16 protein-coding genes are annotated in these 20,447 nt (G+C 51.9%); 13 read left to right on the top strand and 3 right to left on the bottom strand.

Annotated features, from left to right (window positions below):
* Nucleotide 1 precedes the first annotated feature (1 nt).
* Nucleotides 2–1,459: an NADH-quinone oxidoreductase subunit NuoN gene (nuoN, locus tag AC3ISQ_RS07960; protein ID WP_489352110.1), complete on the top strand. Its 1,458-nt coding sequence runs from the start codon at nucleotides 2–4 to the stop codon at nucleotides 1,457–1,459.
* A 116-nt stretch (nucleotides 1,460–1,575) separates the two neighbouring features.
* On the opposite strand, the gene AC3ISQ_RS07965 is transcribed toward nuoN, so the two are convergent.
* Nucleotides 1,576–3,153 (bottom strand): BCCT family transporter, encoded by a 1,578-nt coding sequence (locus tag AC3ISQ_RS07965; RefSeq protein ID WP_489352111.1) that lies wholly within the window; start codon nucleotides 3,151–3,153, stop codon nucleotides 1,576–1,578.
* 162 nt (nucleotides 3,154–3,315) lie between these two features.
* Between AC3ISQ_RS07965 and betI the strand changes: the two genes are divergently transcribed.
* From betI to menE, 10 genes are all read left to right on the top strand, one after another.
* Entirely contained in the window at nucleotides 3,316–3,918 is a 603-nt protein-coding gene (gene betI / locus AC3ISQ_RS07970) for a transcriptional regulator BetI (RefSeq protein ID WP_489352113.1), read from the top strand.
* A 151-nt stretch (nucleotides 3,919–4,069) separates the two neighbouring features.
* A complete protein-coding gene (gene betB, locus AC3ISQ_RS07975; protein ID WP_489353185.1) occupies nucleotides 4,070–5,542 on the top strand; it encodes a betaine-aldehyde dehydrogenase in 1,473 nt (490 codons plus the stop codon).
* 20 nt (nucleotides 5,543–5,562) lie between these two features.
* The gene (gene betA, locus AC3ISQ_RS07980) at nucleotides 5,563–7,239 is read left to right on the top strand and encodes a choline dehydrogenase (RefSeq protein ID WP_489352115.1); all 1,677 of its coding nucleotides are present in this window, start codon (nucleotides 5,563–5,565) and stop codon (nucleotides 7,237–7,239) included.
* Between the two features lie 185 nt (nucleotides 7,240–7,424).
* Nucleotides 7,425–7,922 carry a DUF1097 domain-containing protein gene (locus tag AC3ISQ_RS07985; RefSeq protein WP_489352117.1) on the top strand — a complete coding sequence of 166 codons (498 nt, stop codon included), beginning with the start codon at nucleotides 7,425–7,427 and terminating at the stop codon, nucleotides 7,920–7,922.
* Nucleotides 7,923–8,022: 100 nt separating this feature from the next.
* On the top strand, nucleotides 8,023–9,303 hold the full coding sequence (gene menF, locus AC3ISQ_RS07990) for an isochorismate synthase MenF (protein WP_489352119.1): 1,281 nt from the start codon (nucleotides 8,023–8,025) through the stop codon (nucleotides 9,301–9,303).
* A 286-nt stretch (nucleotides 9,304–9,589) separates the two neighbouring features.
* Complete coding sequence (menD, locus tag AC3ISQ_RS07995; protein WP_489352121.1) at nucleotides 9,590–11,281, top strand: 2-succinyl-5-enolpyruvyl-6-hydroxy-3-cyclohexene-1-carboxylic-acid synthase; 1,692 nt, start codon at nucleotides 9,590–9,592, stop codon at nucleotides 11,279–11,281.
* Entirely contained in the window at nucleotides 11,281–12,048 is a 768-nt protein-coding gene (menH, locus tag AC3ISQ_RS08000) for a 2-succinyl-6-hydroxy-2,4-cyclohexadiene-1-carboxylate synthase (RefSeq protein WP_489352122.1), read from the top strand. The genes menD and menH overlap by 1 nt, the downstream gene beginning before the upstream one ends.
* A gap of 11 nt (nucleotides 12,049–12,059) precedes the next feature.
* Entirely contained in the window at nucleotides 12,060–12,917 is an 858-nt protein-coding gene (menB, locus tag AC3ISQ_RS08005) for a 1,4-dihydroxy-2-naphthoyl-CoA synthase (protein WP_489352124.1), read from the top strand.
* Nucleotides 12,917–13,900: an o-succinylbenzoate synthase gene (gene menC / locus AC3ISQ_RS08010; RefSeq protein WP_489352126.1), complete on the top strand. Its 984-nt coding sequence runs from the start codon at nucleotides 12,917–12,919 to the stop codon at nucleotides 13,898–13,900. The genes menB and menC overlap by 1 nt, the downstream gene beginning before the upstream one ends.
* Nucleotides 13,888–15,270 (top strand): o-succinylbenzoate--CoA ligase, encoded by a 1,383-nt coding sequence (gene menE, locus AC3ISQ_RS08015; protein WP_489352128.1) that lies wholly within the window; start codon nucleotides 13,888–13,890, stop codon nucleotides 15,268–15,270. Before menC ends, menE begins: the two co-directional genes overlap by 13 nt.
* A 60-nt stretch (nucleotides 15,271–15,330) precedes the next feature.
* On the opposite strand, the gene AC3ISQ_RS08020 is transcribed toward menE, so the two are convergent.
* Nucleotides 15,331–16,770, bottom strand: coding sequence for a catalase (locus AC3ISQ_RS08020; protein ID WP_489352130.1), 1,440 nt, complete (start codon nucleotides 16,768–16,770; stop codon nucleotides 15,331–15,333).
* A 339-nt stretch (nucleotides 16,771–17,109) separates the two neighbouring features.
* Here AC3ISQ_RS08020 and AC3ISQ_RS08025 point away from each other — a divergent pair, with 339 nt between their 5' ends.
* Nucleotides 17,110–17,652 carry a YfaZ family outer membrane protein gene (locus AC3ISQ_RS08025; protein ID WP_489352131.1) on the top strand — a complete coding sequence of 181 codons (543 nt, stop codon included), beginning with the start codon at nucleotides 17,110–17,112 and terminating at the stop codon, nucleotides 17,650–17,652.
* A 58-nt stretch (nucleotides 17,653–17,710) separates the two neighbouring features.
* On the opposite strand, the gene tyrP is transcribed toward AC3ISQ_RS08025, so the two are convergent.
* Nucleotides 17,711–18,919 carry a tyrosine transporter TyrP gene (gene tyrP / locus AC3ISQ_RS08030; protein ID WP_489353187.1) on the bottom strand — a complete coding sequence of 403 codons (1,209 nt, stop codon included), beginning with the start codon at nucleotides 18,917–18,919 and terminating at the stop codon, nucleotides 17,711–17,713.
* 225 nt (nucleotides 18,920–19,144) lie between these two features.
* Between tyrP and AC3ISQ_RS08035 the strand changes: the two genes are divergently transcribed.
* The gene (locus AC3ISQ_RS08035) at nucleotides 19,145–20,341 is read left to right on the top strand and encodes a nicotinamide mononucleotide deamidase-related protein YfaY (RefSeq protein WP_489353189.1); all 1,197 of its coding nucleotides are present in this window, start codon (nucleotides 19,145–19,147) and stop codon (nucleotides 20,339–20,341) included.
* The last annotated feature ends 106 nt before the right edge of the window (nucleotides 20,342–20,447 follow it).

Consider the following 20,447-nt stretch of genomic DNA (forward strand, 5'->3'; position numbering starts at 1 on the left):
CATGACAATAACTCCTCAACAACTGATCGCACTGTTACCGCTGTTGATCGTCGGATTGACGGTGGTGGTTGTGATGCTAGGCATTGCGTGGCGACGCGACCACTTTATCAACGCCACATTGACAGTGGTCGGTCTGAACGTTGCTTTGCTTTCGCTGTATTTTGTTGGCCAAGTAGGGCCGATGGATGTCACTCCGCTGCTGCGGGTTGACGGTTACTCGATGTTCTATACCGGGCTGGTGCTGTTAGCGAGTCTGGCAACCTGTACCTTTGCTTATCCTTGGCTGGTCGGTTACCCAGACAACCGCGAAGAGTTCTACCTGCTGGTGCTGATTGCTGCAATGGGTGGCATTCTGCTGGCGAGCGCTAACCATTTGGCGGCGCTGTTCCTCGGTATTGAATTGATCTCGCTGCCACTGTTTGGTCTGGTGGGCTACGCCTATCGCCAGAAGCGTCCGCTGGAAGCGGCTATCAAATACATGCTGCTGTCTGCGGCGGCCTCGTCATTCCTGCTGTTTGGTATGGCGCTGTTGTATGCGGAGTCTGGCTCCCTGTCGCTGGCCGATCTCGGCAAGAGTTTGGGTGACAACATGATGCACGAGCCGCTGGTTCTAGCGGGTATGGGCATGATGATTGTGGGTCTGGGCTTCAAACTGTCGTTGGTGCCGTTCCAACTGTGGACGCCAGACGTTTACCAAGGTGCGCCTGCGCCGGTTTCCACTTTCTTGGCAACCGCGAGCAAAATTGCCATTTTCGCGGTAGTGATGCGTCTGTTCCTGTACGCTCCGGCGGCCAACAGCGAAGCGATCCGCATGGTGCTGTCGATCATCGCAGTCTGCTCGATTCTGTTCGGTAACTTGATGGCGATCAGCCAGACTAACATCAAGCGTCTGTTGGGTTATTCCTCCATCGCGCACTTGGGTTATCTGCTGGTAGCGCTGATTGCCGTGCAATCTCATGAACTGCCGCTGGAAACCGCTGCCATTTATCTGGCCGGTTATCTGTTTAGCAGCTTGGGTGCATTTGGTGTGGTTAGCCTGATGTCTAGCCCGTACCGTGGCCCGGATGCAGATTCACTGTTCTCTTACCGTGGTCTGTTCTGGCACAAGCCCATTCTGTCGGCGGTCATGACGGTGATGATGCTGTCACTGGCTGGTATCCCAATGACCTTGGGCTTTATCGGTAAGTTCTACGTGATTGCGATGGGTGTGAATGCGCACCTGTGGTGGTTGACCGGTGCTGTGGTGCTGGGTAGTGCGATTGGTTTGTACTACTACCTGCGTATGACCGTCAGCCTGTATCTCAGCGCGCCAGAAACTCTGACTCGTGATACGCCAAACAACTGGGCGTTGACTGCGGGTGGTGTGGTCGTACTGATTTCTGCGGCCTTGGTGCTGTTGCTGGGTGTTTATCCACAACCGCTGATCTCGTTGGTGCAGATGGCACAGCCAATGATGTAACCGGTAATCTGGTGAGTCATAAAATAGAAGAAGCCGCGACGGATAACGTTGCGGCTTCTTTTTTTACTGCTCTGGATAATCATTCTGACGCCGCTTTGGCATCTCAAAACAATCTCTTATTCCTTCTCGAGACGTTCTTTACCTTGAGTGATTACCGCTTCAGGTAAAGCACTGTGGCGCTGCAAATCACGATACAGATTCGCCATGTACAGCATGATGACCACTGAGAAGGGTAAACCGCACAGAACAACCGCAGTTTGCATGGCACTGAAACTACCCGCATACAGCAACCCAGCGCACACCAGCGTAGTCACGAATGCCCAAAAAATGCGTAACCAGACCGGAGCGTCATCAGTGCTGTTTCCCCCTTTACTGGATAGATTAGCCACCATTAAGGTTCCCGAATCTACCGGCGTCATAAACAAGACAAAGCTGATAAGAATGGTGAAGCCCGCGACGATTTTAGTGAATGGTAAATACTCAAACAGCTTGAATATGGCCATCGGTGGATCGCTAAGCGCGACTTTCCCTAACAGGGTATCTGAATGCTCAAGTACCAAGCTGATCGCTGTGTTACCAAAAATCGACAGCCACGCGAGGGTGAAGCCCAACGGAATCAACATCACGCCAAAGATCAGTTCGCGAATGGTGCGGCCTTTAGAAATACGGGCGATAAACAGTCCAACAAACGGCGCCCAAGCCACCCACCAAGCCCAGTAAAAAATGGTCCAAGCTCCTTGCCACTGTTTTGCTTTTCCGTACAGGTACATGTCGAAACTTCTGTCGACAATCGAGGTTAAATAATCTCCGGTGTTCTGCAACATACCGTTGATAAGATTAAGTGTCGGCCCGGTCACGAACACAAACAGCAGCAATAAGCACAGGAAACCCACGTTGATGTTTGAAAGCAGCGCGATACCTTTCTCAACGCCCGTCACTGCGGCCAGCGTAGCGACAATCATCATCACCACAATAAGCACCATCAGTACATGGGGAGTTTGAGGAATGTCAAACAGGTAGTGCAATCCTGAGTTCACCAACAAGGCACCGATGCCCAGATTAGTGACCATGGACACGACCGTGACAAGAATCCCAAAACTATCAACCAGATGACCTGTCCAGCCGTGAATGCGCTCACCAAAAATGGGATGTAAAGCAGAGCGGAGCGCAAGCGGCAGACCACGGCAGTAGGCAAAATAAGCCAGTGCCGTCGCAATCAAGGCATAGAGTGCCCAACCATGTAATCCCCAATGCAAGAAGGTGATCGCCATCGCATCGCGTGCCGCTTGTGGCGTACCACCTTGACCTTCTGGAGGTGAAAGGAAGTGATCCAGCGGTTCATAAGCCCCGTAGTAAACCAGCGCGATGCCGATCCCTGCGGAAAACAGCATAGCAATCCAAGAGGGATAGCTGAATTGAGGCGCCTCTCCATCTTGGCCTAAACGGATGTGCCCAAAGCGTGACAGCGCCAGCCAGAACACAAAGACCATACACACCACCATCAGCAGCATGTAGTACCAACCAAACATATCCGCCATCCAGGTTTGAGCGTGGCTCAACCATTGCTGGCTCCCTGTGGGGAACAGCACAACCAGCATCCCCAACAGCAGAATTACAGCAGACGAGCTAAAAAATACGGGGGCATTCAGCCTAATCGGTTCTTCACCGACAGGTTTTGGACTCATCTTAGTCATGTGAACATTTCCATGGTGCAAAAGTTAAAAATCCGTCTTCATGCAAACACGTCATTAACATTTATGAATCACGTGTTTGACATTTTCGCAGCATAAGATAGATTGATTGAACGTTCAATCAATGAATTTAACGCTGCAACTGACTAAGCATTTGGAACCGTAATGAGCCGTAAAGAGATCACTAAACAGCGAAAAGAACAGCTGATCACCGCCGCGTTTGAAACCATTGGAGACGTGGGGTTATCTGGCGTGACGTTGATGCAGGTCGCCAACCAGGCCGGTATGTCTGTCGGGATCGTGAGCCACTACTTTGGTGACAAAGAGGGCTTAATGAATGCCACTATGCGCAAAGTTTTGCGCGATCTTCATAACGCGGTCGCTGCCAAGCGAGCCGTTGCTGAAAACACTGCCCGTGCCCAGCTAATTGCCATCATCGAAGGCAACTTCCATCCCAGCCAAACCAGTGCGCAGTCGATGCGTGCTTGGCTGGATTTTTGGGCCGCCAGCATGCATCAACCGTCGTTACGCCGTTTGCAACGCGTCAACGATCAGCGTCTTTTTTCGAACATTTGCTGTCAGTACCAGCGGCATTTGCCTGTTGAGCAAGCCCGGCGAGCCGCTCGTGGTTTAGCTGCAATGATAGACGGTTTGTGGTTGCGCGGTAGCCTGACTGGTCTTGATTTTAACGTGGAAAAAGCCATTGAAATTGCCCGTGACTATGTTGACAACACTTTGACCGACAACACCTTGATAAATATCCACTAAGCCAACACTACCCAAAATAATTGGAGCGGCATCGAGGCGGCAACTGAGCGAAGCCCTAGGAGCTTGGTCCACCAAGTGACTAGGGTGAGCAAAGGCAGCCAACAAAGATGCAGCTTCAAGTATGACGGGTAAAACAGAAGGAACAGTAATGATGGCTCTATTTCCATTGCAACAACTCTATATCGATGGTCGCCTGACTGACGCCAGCGGCTGCGAAACCTTTGAAACTCTCAACCCAGCTAACGGTGAAGTGCTGGCATCCGTTCAGCGAGCCACCGAAGCCGATGTCGAACGGGCGGTGGTGAGTGCTGAGCGCGGCCAGAAGATTTGGGCTTCGATGACCGGCACTGAACGTTCGCGCATATTACTGCGTGCGGTAGATATTCTGCGTGAGCGCAATGATGAATTGGCTCATCTGGAAACCTTGGATACCGGTAAACCCTTCTCCGAAACCTCGGCGGTGGATATCGTTACCGGCGCCGATGTCTTGGAATACTACGCCGGTTTGGCTGCTGCCATTGAAGGTGAACAATATCCGCTGCGTGACACCTCATTCTTCTATACCCGCCGTGAACCCCTTGGCGTGACTGCGGGTATCGGTGCGTGGAACTACCCCATCCAGATCGCGCTTTGGAAATCAGCTCCTGCGCTGGCGGCCGGAAACGCGATGATCTTCAAACCAAGTGAAGTCACGCCATTAACCGCACTGAAACTTGCGGCTATTTATACCGAGGCTGGCGTGCCAGATGGCGTATTTAACGTGGTGCAAGGCGCGGGTCGTCAAGTGGGGCAATGGCTGACAGAGCACCCTCGCATCGAGAAAATCTCCTTCACCGGCGGTATTGAAACCGGTAAGAAAGTGATGGCTAGCGCTGCGGCATCATCATTGAAAGAGGTCACGATGGAGCTGGGAGGCAAATCTCCGCTGCTGATTCTGGCTGATGCGGATATTGAGCTGGCGGCGGATATTGCCATGATGGCCAACTTCTACAGTTCTGGTCAGGTTTGCACCAACGGTACTCGGGTGTTTGTACATCGTTCGCAAAAAGCGGCGCTGGAACAGGCCTTGGTCACCCGCGTGAAACGCATCCGTATGGGCGCTCCCATGAACGCTGACACCAATTTTGGCCCTCTGACCAGTTTCGCCCACATGGAGAATGTGCTGCGCCATATTGAAAATGGTAAAGCAGAAGGTGCACGTGTGCTTTGTGGTGGCGCACGCGAAACCCGCGGCGAGTTTGCGCAGGGCGCTTACGTCCAGCCGACGATTTTTACTGACTGTGAAGATCACCACAGCATCGTCCAAGAGGAAATCTTTGGCCCAGTGATGAGCATCCTCACTTGGGATGATGAAGAAGAGGCCATTGCTCGCGCCAATAATACCCACTTTGGCCTAGCTGCAGGCGTGGTTACCCAAGATTTGGCGAAAGCGCATCGCACGATTCACCAACTGGAAGCCGGTATTTGCTGGATCAACTGTTGGGGGGAATCTCCAGCCCAGATGCCGGTTGGCGGCTATAAGCAGTCTGGCGTTGGTCGTGAAAACGGCATCAGCACTCTGATGCATTACACCCGCATCAAATCCGTTCAGGTTCAGTTGGATCGCTATAGCTCTATCTTTTAACAAAGGACGTTGAGGTTTATATGAGTACTATCAAGGAATACGACTACATCATTATCGGCGCAGGTTCGGCGGGTAACGTACTGGCGACACGTTTGACTGAAGACCCTAGCGTCACCGTGCTGTTGTTAGAAGCGGGTGGACCGGATTATCGCCAAGATTTCCGTACACAAATGCCTGCGGCGCTGGCTTTTCCTCTACAAGGGCGTCGTTATAACTGGGCTTATGTCACCGAGCCAGAACCGCATATGAATAACCGCCGTATGGAGTGCGGTCGTGGTAAAGGCTTGGGCGGTTCTTCGCTGATCAATGGCATGTGTTACATTCGCGGTAACGCCATGGACTATGACGGCTGGGCGAAGCTGGAAGGGCTGGAAAACTGGAGTTATCTGGATTGTTTGCCTTACTTCAAAATCGCCGAACGTCGTGATATTGGTGGCAACGATTACCACGGTGATTGTGGGCCGGTCAGCGTCACCACGCCAAAGCATGACAATAATGTGCTTTTCCATGCAATGGTAGAGGCTGGGGTGCAGGCGGGCTATCCGCGCACTGACGACCTGAATGGCTATCAGCAAGAAGGCTTTGGTCCGATGGATCGTACCGTTACGCCACATGGGCGTCGTGCTAGTACCGCGCGCGGTTATCTTGATCAGGCTCGTAGCCGTCCTAACCTGACTATCGAAGTACATGCGACTACCGATCGGATCTTGTTTGATAACAAGCGGGCGATCGGTGTGGCATGGCTGCAAAAAGAGGCGAAGCAAGAAGCCCGTGCTCGTCGTGAAGTGTTACTGTGCGGCGGCGCCATTGCGTCACCACAAATCTTGCAACGTTCAGGCGTCGGTCCTGCCGAGTTGCTAAATCGCTTGTCTATCCCTGTGGTTCACGATCTGCCGGGTGTGGGTGCGAATCTTCAAGATCACCTCGAAATGTATCTGCAGTATGAGTGCAAGCAACCAGTGTCTCTTTCACCGGCTCTAAAGCTACACAATCAACCGCTTATTGGTGCGGAATGGCTGGTGAATGGCACAGGAGTCGGAGCCAGTAACCATTTTGAAGCCGGTGGATTTATCCGTACTCATGAGGAATTTGAATGGCCAAATATTCAATATCACTTCCTGCCGGTCGCGGTTAACTACAACGGCTCAAACGCGATCAAAACGCACAGTTTCCAAGCTCACGTGGGTTCAATGCGATCACCGAGCCGTGGACGTATTGAGGTGACTTCCAAGGACCCTCACGATGCTCCAAGAATCCTGTTTAATTACATGTCCCATGAGCAGGACTGGCGAGAATTCCGGGCAGCAATTCGTATTACGCGTGAAATCATGCAACAACGTGCGCTTGATCCTTATCGCGGCAAAGAGATTTCCCCAGGTACCAACTGTCAGACGGATGAGGATCTCGATCGCTTTGTGCGCGAACATGCGGAAACGGCTTATCATCCATCCTGTAGTAATGCGATGGGTTACCACGAGATGGCCGTTGTCGGTAATGATGGCAAGGTGCATGGCGTAGAGAGCTTGCGCGTAGTGGATGCGTCAATTATGCCGCTCATTACCACCGGGAACCTGAACGCACCTACTATCATGATTGCTGAGAAAATTGCCGACATGATTCGTGGCCGCCCACCGTTGGCGCGTAGCAACGCCGATTACTATGTGGCTAACGGGGCTCCTGTACGGAACATAAAATAGTCAGCTGAAAAGCACTTGTTTGTGATGATTAGCGCCTGATGGATAACGTCAGGCGCTTTTTTTGTGATCAGATTCTGAATTTAATGTTTTAACATTTCATGATTACATTGTTGGTGTGATTTTAATCACAAAAAAGGAATGCAATTCGGGTACACTGCGCGCTTTATTTTGTAGCGGAACAATTTATGAGCGTAATTTTTGCCATTGCTGTCACTACTGGGATCCTCTCTGGTATTTGGGGCTGGGTAGCGGTAAGTCTCGGTTTGCTCAGTTGGGCCGGTTTTCTTGGCTGTACGGCGTATTTCGCTTGTCCGCAGGGCGGCCTGAAAGGGTTGCTGATTAGCACACTGACTTGCCTGAGTGGCGTATTTTGGGCGATGGTAATTATCCACGGTAGTGCGCTAGATCCCGCTTGGAATCTGTTGGGATATTTGCTGACTGGCGTAGTGGCTTTCCTGATGTGTATTCAGGCAAAACAACAATGGTTAGGTTTTGTGCCCGGTACGTTTATTGGTGCCTGCGCCACGTTTGCTGGTGGGGGTCATTGGCAGTTGGTGACCATTTCGCTGTTGGTTGGATTGGTATTTGGCTATGCCATGAAGAATAGCGGATTGTGGTTGGCGGCTCGCCGTCAAAAATCGGTAACACCAGTAACGGTCAAACAACCTCGTACCGATCTGTAAATTTTTCTACTCCTCATTAGTTAACAGGCATTATTTTCCCGTCAAACATTATTGACTTGCCGTATAATTCCTTACATTAGATTTGGTTAATGAGGTAGTAGTGAAACGATTTTCGGGCTTGCTGCGACAGTTAGATGTTCAGCTTGGGCAAGATTTGCCCGCTAGTGCCGGTTTTAGGCCATTTTCGTTACCCGTCCCCGAATCTTTGGCGAATGCTCTTTTAGAGTGGTTAGCCGCGCAACCGCAATTTCCCCAGTTGTATTGGCAACATCGTGATGGCCTGGAAGAGGCGGCAATCTGCGGTGCTGTACACCAGTTCGAACAACTCCTTCAGGCTCAAACCTTTGTGCAGCAACACAATAGCGCCCGGATCTGGGGGCTGAATGCGTTTGACGATCGCGCTTGGCTGTTCTTACCGCGTCTGGAGTTGTTTCGCCGACCAGAAGGCACGCAGCTAACCCTGAATCTGTATTCTGATCATTCGTTGCAGGACGATGTGCAGCAAGCAAGAGAATGGCTGCGCACATTGGTTACCGCACAGCCGATCCCCACATTGCAGGTGGCCATCGAATCGATACAACATCAGCCGGAACGTAGCGCATGGAACGATATGTTGCAGCAAGCGCTGACGGCGATCGAACAACAGCAGATGGAAAAAGTGGTGTTAGCGCGTAGCTCGCTGCTGACGCTGAAACGTCCGCTGTTTGCGCCGTCATTGATGGCGGCCAGCCGTCAGGCCAACCGCGATTGCTATCACTTTATGATGCGTTTTACGGCGGATTCGGCGTTTCTAGGTTCCAGCCCGGAGCGGTTATATCGTCGGGAGGGTACAAACTTACTGACCGAAGCCCTCGCGGGCACGGTCGCCAATCATGCTGATAAATCTCAAGCCACAGAGCTCGCCAACTGGTTACTGCATGACAGTAAAAACCAGCATGAAAACTTGCTGGTGGTCGATGATATTTGCCAGCGTTTGCAAGGTGGAGCCAGTGCGGTGGGCGTGTTACCGCCGGAAGTGGTGCGTTTGCGCAAGGTTCAACATCTACGCCGCTGTATTGAAGGCCAGTTGAATAGCCGTGATGATGCCGATTGTCTGCGACGTTTGCAGCCGACGGCGGCGGTGGCTGGATTACCGCGCCAAGCGGCACGCGATTTTATTTTGTCACATGAACCATTCCAACGCGGCTGGTATGCGGGTTCTGTGGGATATCTTTGTGCGCAGCAAGCTGAGTTTTGCGTTGCGTTACGTTCGAGCCAAATTGACGGCAATGTTCTGCAATTGTATGCCGGTGCCGGTATCGTCGCGGGTTCCGATGCGGAACAAGAGTGGCAGGAAATAGAAAATAAGGCCGCCGGGTTACGCACATTGCTTGAGCCATAATATAAGAATATTCGCTTTGCCGGATTGAGGGGCTCAATGCGGCGGTGTAAACTCATTGTGTTTCTAAAGTTTATTTTTTGTTCCAAATCAAATGATTGTCTACTATGAAATCAGTGAATTGATTTCATCGCGTAAAACGCAAGGTGAAGAAGTCTCGCCTTTTTGCGCCAGCGCAAAAGCTGCAACGATAACTACTCATATAATTCAGGGTGATGGCTCTAGTTTTGATACCTCTTTTTGGTAATCACTAGAGAATATTTCTGTTTACAGGCGGGTTCGCGAATTTATGTCGACAAGTGTTTTTAATCGCCGATGGGCGGCGCTGCTGTTGGAAGCGTTGGCACGGCATGGAGTCCGCCACGTCTGTATCGCTCCCGGCTCACGTTCAACGCCGTTGACGTTGGCTGCGGCGGCTAACCGTTCTTTTATTTGTCATACCCATTTTGATGAACGTGGCCTGGGCCATTTAGCGCTGGGTTTGGCAAAAGCGGCGCGTGAACCGGTCGCAGTGATTGTCACATCGGGTACGGCTGCGGCCAATCTGTATCCTGCTTTAATTGAGGCTGGCCTGACTGGTGAACGTTTGGTCTTTTTGACCGCCGACCGTCCGCCAGAATTAATTGACTGTGGTGCTAATCAGGCGATCCGTCAGCAAGGCTTATATGCCAGCCATCCAAGTTTAAACATCGATCTTCCTCGTCCCACGCCGGATATTGCCGCCAGTTGGTTGGTTTCCACCATCGACAGCGCGATGGCGCGTCTGTCGCACGGTGCTTTACATATCAACTGTCCATTTGCCGAACCCTTATATGGCGGTGATGAACAACAGTACGCCGAATGGTCTGAAACCTTGGGTGATTGGTGGCAAGGTTCCCATCCGTGGTTGCGTGAGCAGAACCCACATTCCGTACAAAAACAACCTGATTGGTTCTTCTGGCGACAGAAACGTGGCGTAGTGATTGCTGGGCGTATGAGTGCGGAAGAAGGGCAACAATTGGCGCAGTGGGCAGCTATGTTGGGCTGGCCGCTGATTGGCGATACGCTGTCACAAACCGGTCAACCATTGCCTTGCGCCGATCTTTGGTTGGCACATCCACAGGCCAAATCTCTATTGGCAGACGCTCAATTAGTGATCCAGTTTGGTAGCAGCTTGACCGGTAAACGCCTGTTGCAATGGCAAGAACAATGCGCTCCAGAAGAATACTGGCTGATTGACGATTTGACTGGGCGATTAGACCCAGCTCATCACCGTGGGCGTCGTATTCGTTCCTCGGTAGCGGAATGGCTCGATTTGCACCCGGCACAACCTCGAACCCAATGGGCGGGCGCACTAGAAGATTTGGCGGAAGATGCACAAGAACTCACTGCCGACTATCTGGCTGATCGTTTCGGTGAGGCGCAATTGGCGCATCGCTTACCTGAATTGCTGCCAGAAAATGGTCAGCTATTCTTGGGGAACAGCCTGATTGTGCGTTTGATTGATGCATTAGCCCAGTTGCCTGCGGGTTATCCGGTGTTTAGTAATCGCGGAGCCAGCGGTATTGACGGTTTAACCTCTACCGCTGCCGGGGTGCAACGCGCCACCGCGAAGCCGACATTGGCAGTCGTGGGCGATCTTTCCGCATTGTATGACCTGAATGCCTTGGCATTGTTGCGCCAATGCTCTGCGCCGACGGTACTGATAGTGGTGAACAACAACGGTGGGCAGATCTTCTCGTTGTTACCGACGCCAGAAGACGATCGCCAACGCTTCTACTGTATGCCGCAAGATATTGAATTTAGTCATGCGGCGGCGATGTTCCAGCTTAATTACGCTCGCCCGGAAAACTGGCAACAGCTACAACAGGCGGTTGAACAGGGTTGGCGTCACGCGGGGGCGACGCTGATCGAACTCGTCGTTACGCCAAGCGAAGGGGCAGAAACCCTGCAACACTTAGTACTACAACAATTTACTACACAAAAACAGGCAACCCACTGATGCTGGCTGCGCGCGTATTACAACAGGGCGAAAGCGATCGTCCATGGCTCGTGTGGTTACATGGTCTGCTGGGTAACAACAACGAATGGCGGGTGATTGCATCTCGTTTGCCGCAGTGGCCGTCGTTGGCGATCGATCTACCGGGACACGGCGATTCGGCTCTACAACGTTGTGAGAATTTTGACGATGTCAGCCAACAAATCACCGCTACGTTGCAGCAACACCAAATTGAAAACTACTGGCTGGTGGGCTATTCGCTTGGAGGGCGCATCGCGATGTATCACGCCTGCTATGGTGATACCACGGGTTTACAGGGCGTGATCGTCGAAGGTGGTAATCCTGGCTTGGCGACTGATGAACTGCGCAGCCAGCGACGAGAACACGATGCCGCTTGGGCTACGCGTTTTCGTACCGAACGCGTCAGAAAAGTGTTGGCAGATTGGTATCAACAACCGGTCTTCGCCAACCTGAGCCCGGTACACCGCGAAGCCTTGATCGCCGCTCGTGCTGATAATCACGGCCCGGCGGTCGCGGATATGTTAGAGGCGACCTCGCTTGGGCAGCAACCTTGGTTGGTGCCACAATTACAGCAATTGCCGTTACCACTGCGTGTGTTGTGCGGTGAGAACGACCACAAATTTCAAACGCTGACGCGCGAAGCTGGATTGCCGTTACGTATTGTGCCGCAGGCCGGACACAACGCGCATCTGGCGAATCCACAAGACTTCGCCCTCCAGCTACACCATTTTCTGGTTAACCCTGGTTAAAGGAACCGAACATGCTCTATCCGAATGAAGAACAACTGTACGCAGCCGTTGACTGGCAAGATTGCACTGGTGATTTCGCGGACATTCTGTATCACAAATCCAGCGACGGTATCGCCAAGATCACTATCAACCGTCCACAGGTGCGTAATGCGTTCCGTCCACAGACGGTGAAAGAGATGATTGAAGCGTTGTCGAATGCCCGTTATGACGACGGTATCGGCACTATCATTCTGACCGGTGCGGGTGACAAAGCCTTCTGCTCTGGTGGCGATCAAAAAGTACGCGGTGACTACGGCGGCTATCAGGACGACAGCGGTGTGCATCACCTGAACGTGCTCGATTTCCAACGTCAGATTCGTACCTGCCCGAAACCGGTGGTGGCGATGGTGGCGGGTTATTCCATCGGTGGCGGCCACGTGCTGCATATGATGTGTGACCTGACTATCGCGGCGGATAACGCTATTTTCGGCCAGACCGGGCCTAAAGTCGGTTCATTCGACGGCGGTTGGGGCGCTTCGTACATGGCGCGTATCGTCGGCCAGAAGAAAGCGCGTGAGATCTGGTTCTTGTGCCGTCAGTACGATGCTGCTGCTGCGCTGGATATGGGCTTGGTCAACACCGTAGTTCCGTTGGCGAGTCTGGAAAAAGAAACCGTGCGTTGGTGCCGTGAAATGCTGCAAAACAGCCCGATGGCGCTGCGTTGCCTGAAGGCGGCGCTGAACGCTGATTGCGACGGTCAAGCCGGTCTGCAAGAGTTGGCGGGTAACGCCACCATGCTGTTCTACATGACTGATGAAGGCCAAGAAGGACGTAACGCCTTCGTTGAGAAGCGTCAGCCGGACTTCAGTAAATTCAAGCGTAACCCGTAATGACGGTATCAACCCGTAACGCGGCGATTTATCGCTACAGCCTGCCGATGGAGGCAGGCGTAGTGCTACGCAATCAACGGCTGAAAACTCGCGATGGTTTGTTGATCCACTTGCAACAGAGCGAACGGCAAGGCTGGGGTGAAATCGCGCCACTGCCCGAATTCAGCCAAGAAACCTTGGAACAGGCGCAGCAGGCTACCTTAGTGTGGTTGCAGGCTTGGCAAGCGGGGGAACAACCTGCAGAAAGTGATTTGCCTTCAGTGGCGTTCGGCATCAGTTGTGCTTTGGCGGAACTGAATGAAGAACTGCCGGTTCAAGCTGATTATCGCAAAGCCCCTTTGTGTACTGGCGATCCTGATGAGTTGTTCGAAGTATTGACTGCGTTACCGGGCGAGAAGGTCGCTAAAGTGAAGGTCGGGCTGTATGAAGCGGTGCGTGATGGCATGGTGGTCAACGTGCTGTTGGAAGCTTTGCCAGATCTGAAACTGCGCTTGGACGCCAATCGCAGTTGGACGCGAGCCAAAGCCGATAGTTTCGCTAAATATGTTAACCCAGCATGGCGCGATCGTATCGCATTCCTCGAAGAACCTTGCAAAACCCGTGATGAATCGCGCGATTTCGCGCAGGTGACGGGTATTGCCATCGCCTGGGATGAAAGCGTGCGTGAGGCGGATTTTGTGGTGCAGGTTGAACCGGGCGTCGCGGCAATTATCATTAAACCGACGCTGGTGGGTAGTTTGGCGCGCTGTCAGGATCTTATCGCTCAAGCGCATAACGTGGGTCTGACGGCGGTCATTAGCTCGAGTATCGAATCCAGCTTGGCTTTAGGGCAACTGGCGCGAATGGCTCATTGGTTGACGCCAGATACCGTGCCGGGGTTGGATACGTTGAATTTGATGCAGGCACAATTGCTGCGTCCGTGGCCAGGCAGCGAACTCCCATTGCTGGAGGTTGAGGCATTGGAGTGCGTATGGCGCAGTTAAGCGACTGGCCGTGGCGGCACTGGGCAGCACAGCGTCCACAAGCCACGGCGGTTACGGTTGGGCAACAGGCGATAAGCTGGCAAGAGTTGCAGCGACAGGTTGATACCTTAGCCGCAGATTTTCAGTCTCAGGGCGTTACACCTGGTTGTGGTGTCGCGCTAAGTGGAAAAAATAGCTATCCGTTGTTGTTGTCCTATTTGGCGTTATTGCAGTGTGGGGCACGGTTGCTGCCACTAAATCCTTCATTACCCACCTCACTCTTGGCAACGTTGTTACCTGAGTTGGACATCGCTTTTGCGTTCAGCCCTGATACCTTACCTCCTTTGCCCGATTCGGTACTGCCACTCACGCCGCCACAAATGGTGGGGCACTATCTGCAAAGGGTGCAGTGGGATGAACAGCGCTTAGCGACTTTGACGCTGACTTCCGGCTCCAGTGGTTCACCCAAAGCGGCTGCACACAGCTACGCCGGGCATCTCGCCAGCGCGGACGGTGTGTTGCGTTTGATGGATTTCCAATCGCACCACAGTTGGTTGCTTTCTCTACCTTTGTTTCATGTTTCCGGTCAGGGCATCGTTTGGCGCTGGTTGGCGGTAGGCGCGGCGCTGGTAGTTCGTGAGATGAGCCCATTAACCGACGCATTAGCGGGTTGCACTCATGCTTCACTGGTGCCAACACAACTGTGGCGTTTATTATCACAGCCGTTAACGGATCACTCGTTGCAAGCGGTACTGCTCGGTGGTGCGATGATCCCGGTAGAATTGACTGAACAAGCTGAAGCTGCAGGTATTCGTTGTTGGTGTGGTTATGGTTTGACCGAACTGGCTTCCACCGTTTGTGCTAAGCGCGCCGATGCGTTACCGGGCGTCGGGTTGCCGCTAGCCGGACGAGAAATAAAACTGGTTGATGAGGAAGTGTGGCTCCGTGCGCAGAGCTTAGCGCTGGGTTATTGGCGTCATGGTGCTTTGCAACCGCTTACCGACCAACAAGGCTGGTTTCATACTCGCGATCGCGGCGTGATGGAGCAGGGTGAACTGCGTATTCTTGGTCGGTTGGATAACCTATTTTTTAGCGGCGGTGAAGGTATTCAACCCGAAGACGTCGAACGTGTTTTGGCTGCTCATCCGCAAGTTTCGCAAGTCTTTGTGGTGCCGGTTGATGATGCAGAGTTCGGTCAGCGACCAGTGGCGGTGATTGATAGTGAAGTGGACATTTCGCTAGCGGAGTTGCTGCATTGGGCTCAGGGGAGACTGGCTAATTTCCAGCGGCCTGTCGCCTTGTTCAAATTGCCGGAACAACTGAAATCAGGGGGGATCAAAATTTCTCGTCGCCAAGTGCAGGAATGGGTCGCGGCACAACCTCTTCGATAAAAAAACCGCCGGTAACTTGTGTTACTCAAGACCTCGGCGGTTCACCTTATTCTTAACGAATTATTTCAGCTTTTTCAGCGCTTTTTCAACGCCTGAGCCGTAGTCAGGATGCACTTTGGTAAACAGGTCAATCTGACGTTTTTGGATTTTTTCTGGTACATGAATCAGTTCCCCGGCGATACGGGCGAACATGCGTTGATGTTCCTTTTTATCCAACAGCTCAAACAATTTGCGTGGTTGGCTGTAGTAATCCTCATCCTCACGGTGGTTCCAGTGGTCGGCGGCACCTTCTAAACTCAACGGAGGTTCGCTGAAATCAGGTTGCTCTTGGAACAAACCGAAGCTGTTTGGCTCGTAGGTTGCACCATTGCCGCTGTTACCATCAACGCGCATTGCACCGTCGCGATGATAGTTGTGGAACGGGCATTTGGCACCGTTGACTGGGATCTGATGGTGGTTAACACCCAGACGGTAGCGGTGAGCATCGCCGTAGGAGAATAGGCGACCTTGCAGCATCTTATCTGGGGAGAAACTAATCCCAGGGACTACGTTAGCCGGGTTCATCGCCACTTGCTCTACTTCGGCGAAGTAGTTGTCCGGGTTGCGATTCAACTCGAGGATACCCACATCGATCAACGGGTAATCGCCGTGTGGCCAAACTTTGGTTAAGTCGAACGGGTTATAAGGGGTTGTAGACGCTTCATCTTCTGGCATGATCTGAATTTGCAGCAGCCATTTCGGGAAGTTTTTAGCTGCAATAGCGTCGTACAGATCACGTTGTGAGCTTTCACGGTCCTTACCGATCAATGCTTCTGCTTCGTCATCCATTAGGTTTTCAATACCTTGTTGGCAACGGAAGTGGAATTTCACCCAGTAGCGCTCATTTTTGGCATTGATAAAACTGAAAGTGTGGCTGCCGAAACCGTGCATATGGCGATAGGATTTTGGCAGGCCACGATCGCTAAAATCGATAGTTAACTGGTGCAGCGATTCCGGTAATTGCGAGAAGAAATCCCACTTATACACTGGGTTACGCAGGTTGGTGTGCGGATCGCGTTTCACTACGTGGTTGAGATCCGGGAATTTCAGCGGGTCGCGCAGATAGAAGATAGGGGTGTCGTTGCCGACCAAATCCCAGTTACCTTCTTCGGTATAAAACTTCATGGCAAAGCCACGAATATCACGTTCTGCATCGGCGGCACCGCGCTCACCAGCAACGGTAGAGAAGCGGATAAACATTTCCGTTTTTTTACCGACTTCCGAGAAGATTTTTGCGCGGGTGTATTTAGTGATGTCATGGGTCACGGTGAAGGTACCGTAAGCGCCGGAACCTTTGGCGTGCATACGGCGTTCTGGGATCACTTCACGATCGAAATGTGCCAGTTTTTCTAGAAACCAAACGTCCTGTAGCAACATTGGCCCGCGTTTGCCTGCGGTGATCACGTTATTATTGTCAACAACCGGTGCGCCGGCTGCGGTAGTCAATCCTTTCTTGCTCATCACTTGCTCCTTACAGTATTGCAGTTAAGTTAGAAACTCATACTCGGGGTGAATCTGCGTTGCTAAGTATAGTCTGTGGGGAAGATTCCCCCCTGACCTCTATCAATGTCACCACTAGTTGTAGCCTTATTAGCGAAGCTCGGCAAATAGGTGGCGGTTATCACTGCGATAACGGCATGAGCTAAGTATTATTTTTTTACATTTTATTGATAAATTGGGTGATTTTCTTCGCCGGTAACTAAGAATGACATAAGAAAGTTCGGTTACACTCAGCGCGCAGTGTTTGCGGGGTAATGACATCATAGAACCCCGGGGGGTAAAAATGAGAAGGGAATACCAATGAAAAAAACTTTAGTCGCGTGCGCAGCGGGTTTGTTGTTTGTGGCTGGTTCTGCCAATGCGATTAGCATCAATGGCGAAGTCGGTGAGAATTATACTAACTTGGGCTTCGGTGGTAACAACGGTGAACCGGGTTTGGTGTTTGGTGGTAACTGGGCGCAAAGCAGTGACGACGGTGATATTGTTGGCTTGGGGTTAGGGTATAACATACCCATGGGGCCGTTTATCACCACCCTAGGGGCTAAGGCATTGTATCTGTCACCGAAAGACAGTGATGATGGCTACGCCGTAGCGCTGGGTGGTGGGCTCCAATTGCCAATGGGTAAATACTTTGTACTGTCAGGTGACTATTATTATTCACCGGATTCTCTCTCCAGTGGCGTCAGTAATTATACTGAGGCGAATGCGGGGATTACTTGGAAGATTATCCCATTAGTTTCAGTGACTGCTGGCTATCGTTATATCGAGATGGCAGGTGACGATGGTCATCGTGATAACGTACTGGCTGATGGCGCTTACCTGGGCGCGAGTCTGAATTTTTAATTCAACCCTATTATAGAAAAAAGGCGTGAATCTATCCGATTCGCGCCTTTTGCTTTTATTAACCTACCGCAGGCAAGAAGCCGCTGGCGATGCCTAATTGGATTGCAATGACGGCCACGCCACAAACGAATACCAATGCTAATGCCGGAGTGCCGCCCCAGACGCGGTAATTTGAGTTGTGTTTTTTACGTGTTTTCCATACCAGCAGTGAAGGAAGCAGCAACGCCAGTACCGATAGCGCGATAGCGGCAAAGCCTAACGCCAGCACGAAACCACGTGGGTAGAACAAGGCGAAAGCCAACGGTGGCAGGAAGGTAATTGCACCGGTTTGCAGACGGCCACGCACACCATCTTGGCGTTTGAACAGATCGGCTAGGAAGTCGAACAACCCCAGCGATACACCAAGGAACGAAGTTGCTAAAGCCAAATCGGCAAACAAGTGTACCGCCAATTCGACATGCGGTGAGGCAACCACATCGCGAACTGCTTGTAGCAAACCATTCAATCCCGCTTGCTGCGCTAGAATACCGACGAAGGTATTCGAGCTGATGCTGCCCAAAGTGGCTAATTGCCAGAAGATATAGGCCACTAACGGAATGGCGCTGCCGATGATAAACACCCAACGCAACTTGCGTACATTACCGCCCATATAGTTGACGATGCTTGGCACACTGCCGTGGAAACCAAAGGACGTGAAGATGACCGGGATCGCCGAGAGAGCTAAACCTTGCTCTAACGGTAGAGTCATCAGGTTAGTCTGTTGAATATGCGGCATCATCAAGCCGAGCATCACGATCAAAAAGATCACTTTGGCACTGAACAGAATACGGTTGAACAGATCAACGGAGTGAGTGCCGATACAGACGATACCGCCAGCCACTAAGGTGAAGAGCAGGACGCCAAGCGTGGTGGAGAATTCGCTAGCGGTCCACTGACTGATACTGACGGCCAGCAATTCACCTGCACCACTGATGTAAGCCGCTGTCAGGGCATACATGAGAAACATCATGCTGAAACTGGTTAGCCATTGGCCGCCGTTGCCGAGGTAACGTTTTGCCAAGGTTCCCAAGCCGGTATCAGCCTGTTCATGTTGGTAAACCTCAACCAATAATAATGCGGTGTAGCACATTAACAGCCATAGGCCGATTAATAGCGCCAGAGTAACTCCAAAACCGACGCCCGCCGCTGCCAGCGGCATCGCCAACATCCCTGCGCCAATAGTGGTGCCAGCGACGATAAAAATACTGCCAAGAGTACGATTCTTCACCATTTCATCTGCCTGAGTATTATTTTTCGAGATTATCAGTAACCCATTTTACGTGCGGCAGAATAGTAGAATGCCCAAATCGTGTCAAACTGGCGTTACGAGTGGTGTAACTAATAGTTTACGAATTTTAAGTGGTAGGAAAAATGCGGTGTGTGGTGATTATTCTTTAGCAGTGAACGGAAAGTCATTTACAGTGGAACGATATAAAAAGCAGGGGAAATAATGATGCTAAGAGTCGAAATGCTCAGCACCGGTGATGAAGTGCTACATGGACAAATTGTCGATACGAATGCGGCTTGGTTGGCGGATTACCTCTTCCAGCAAGGTTTACCGATGAGTGGCCGTGAAACGGTGGGGGATAATCTGTCATCGTTGGTAGGAACGTTACGTGAGCGTAGTCATATCGCCGATGTGTTGATTGTTAACGGTGGATTGGGGCCAACCAGTGACGATCTTAGCGCATTGGCAGTGGCAACGGCGGCGGGTGTTGAATTGATTGAGCTACCGGAGTGGATCGCCCGTATGGAGAGCTACTTCGCCGAACGTGGTCGCCCAATGGCAGACTCTAACCGTAAACAGGCGCAGATCCCCTCTAATGCAGAAATGCTGGATAACCGTGTCGGTACTGCCTGTGGCTTTGCTCTGCAACTGAACAAATGCCTGATGTTTTTCACGCCTGGCGTTCCCTCCGAGTTTAAAGTGATGGTAGAGGAACAGATCGTTCCACGGTTACGTCAACGTTTTACCTTACCGGAGCCGCCACTTTGCTTACGGCTGACGACCTTTGGCACTTCAGAAAGCGATTTAGCCGCCCAGTTGGACAGCATGGAACTGCCTGCCGATGTTGCATTAGGTTATCGTTCTTCCAGTCCAATTATCGAATTAAAGCTGACCGGCCCAGAATCACAGCGTGCAGCGATGGAACTGGCTTGGCAGCGGGTACGCCAAGTTGCTGGTGATAATACGATTTTCGAAGGCACAGTCGGTTTACCGGCTTTACTTTCTCAGCGGCTGCAACAACAAGGGTTAAAACTGGCGCTCAGTGAACAATTCACCGCCGGGCTAATTAACCTGCAATTGCAAAGCGAAAGTGCGCCATTAGCGGGCGGAGAACTGTTGCCAGCACATTGTGTGGAAACGTTGGAAACCGCGTTGGCTCGAGCTCAATCCCTAGCACAATTGGCAGGCTCTCAACTGGCTATTGCGGTCAGTGCATTAGAGAACGAACAAATTAGCGTTGCATTACACACGCCACAAGGTGGTATTGGTCAAACGGTGCGTTACCGAGCTTCTCGCCATAATCTGCGTTTACGCCAAGAGTCGGTGGCGATGTTGGCATTAGATATGCTGCGTCGCTGGCTCGATGGCAGTCCGGTGTGCGGTAAGCATAGCTGGTTGGATGTGGTGGAAGTGGTTGAGTAGGGAATGTTTGATGGCAGTGATATACCCGTCATACTTGAAGCTGCCTCTGCGTTGGCTGCGCTCACTCACCCGAATCACTTACTGGAGTAAGCTCCTGGGGACTCTC

The organism is Serratia sp. KH_031 (assembly GCF_057839655.1).

What these genes read in the sequence shown, in the direction of transcription:
- nuoN (WP_489352110.1), top strand. Translation starts at nt 2, where the DNA reads ATGACAATAACTCCTCAACAACTGATCGCACTGTTACCGCTGTTGATC.
- AC3ISQ_RS07965 (WP_489352111.1), bottom strand. Translation starts at nt 3,153, where the DNA reads ATGACTAAGATGAGTCCAAAACCTGTCGGTGAAGAACCGATTAGGCTG.
- betI (WP_489352113.1), top strand. Translation starts at nt 3,316, where the DNA reads ATGAGCCGTAAAGAGATCACTAAACAGCGAAAAGAACAGCTGATCACC.
- betB (WP_489353185.1), top strand. Translation starts at nt 4,070, where the DNA reads ATGGCTCTATTTCCATTGCAACAACTCTATATCGATGGTCGCCTGACT.
- betA (WP_489352115.1), top strand. Translation starts at nt 5,563, where the DNA reads ATGAGTACTATCAAGGAATACGACTACATCATTATCGGCGCAGGTTCG.
- AC3ISQ_RS07985 (WP_489352117.1), top strand. Translation starts at nt 7,425, where the DNA reads ATGAGCGTAATTTTTGCCATTGCTGTCACTACTGGGATCCTCTCTGGT.
- menD (WP_489352121.1), top strand. Translation starts at nt 9,590, where the DNA reads ATGTCGACAAGTGTTTTTAATCGCCGATGGGCGGCGCTGCTGTTGGAA.
- menH (WP_489352122.1), top strand. Translation starts at nt 11,281, where the DNA reads ATGCTGGCTGCGCGCGTATTACAACAGGGCGAAAGCGATCGTCCATGG.
- menB (WP_489352124.1), top strand. Translation starts at nt 12,060, where the DNA reads ATGCTCTATCCGAATGAAGAACAACTGTACGCAGCCGTTGACTGGCAA.
- menC (WP_489352126.1), top strand. Translation starts at nt 12,917, where the DNA reads ATGACGGTATCAACCCGTAACGCGGCGATTTATCGCTACAGCCTGCCG.
- menE (WP_489352128.1), top strand. Translation starts at nt 13,888, where the DNA reads ATGGCGCAGTTAAGCGACTGGCCGTGGCGGCACTGGGCAGCACAGCGT.
- AC3ISQ_RS08020 (WP_489352130.1), bottom strand. Translation starts at nt 16,770, where the DNA reads ATGAGCAAGAAAGGATTGACTACCGCAGCCGGCGCACCGGTTGTTGAC.
- AC3ISQ_RS08025 (WP_489352131.1), top strand. Translation starts at nt 17,110, where the DNA reads ATGAAAAAAACTTTAGTCGCGTGCGCAGCGGGTTTGTTGTTTGTGGCT.
- AC3ISQ_RS08035 (WP_489353189.1), top strand. Translation starts at nt 19,145, where the DNA reads ATGCTAAGAGTCGAAATGCTCAGCACCGGTGATGAAGTGCTACATGGA.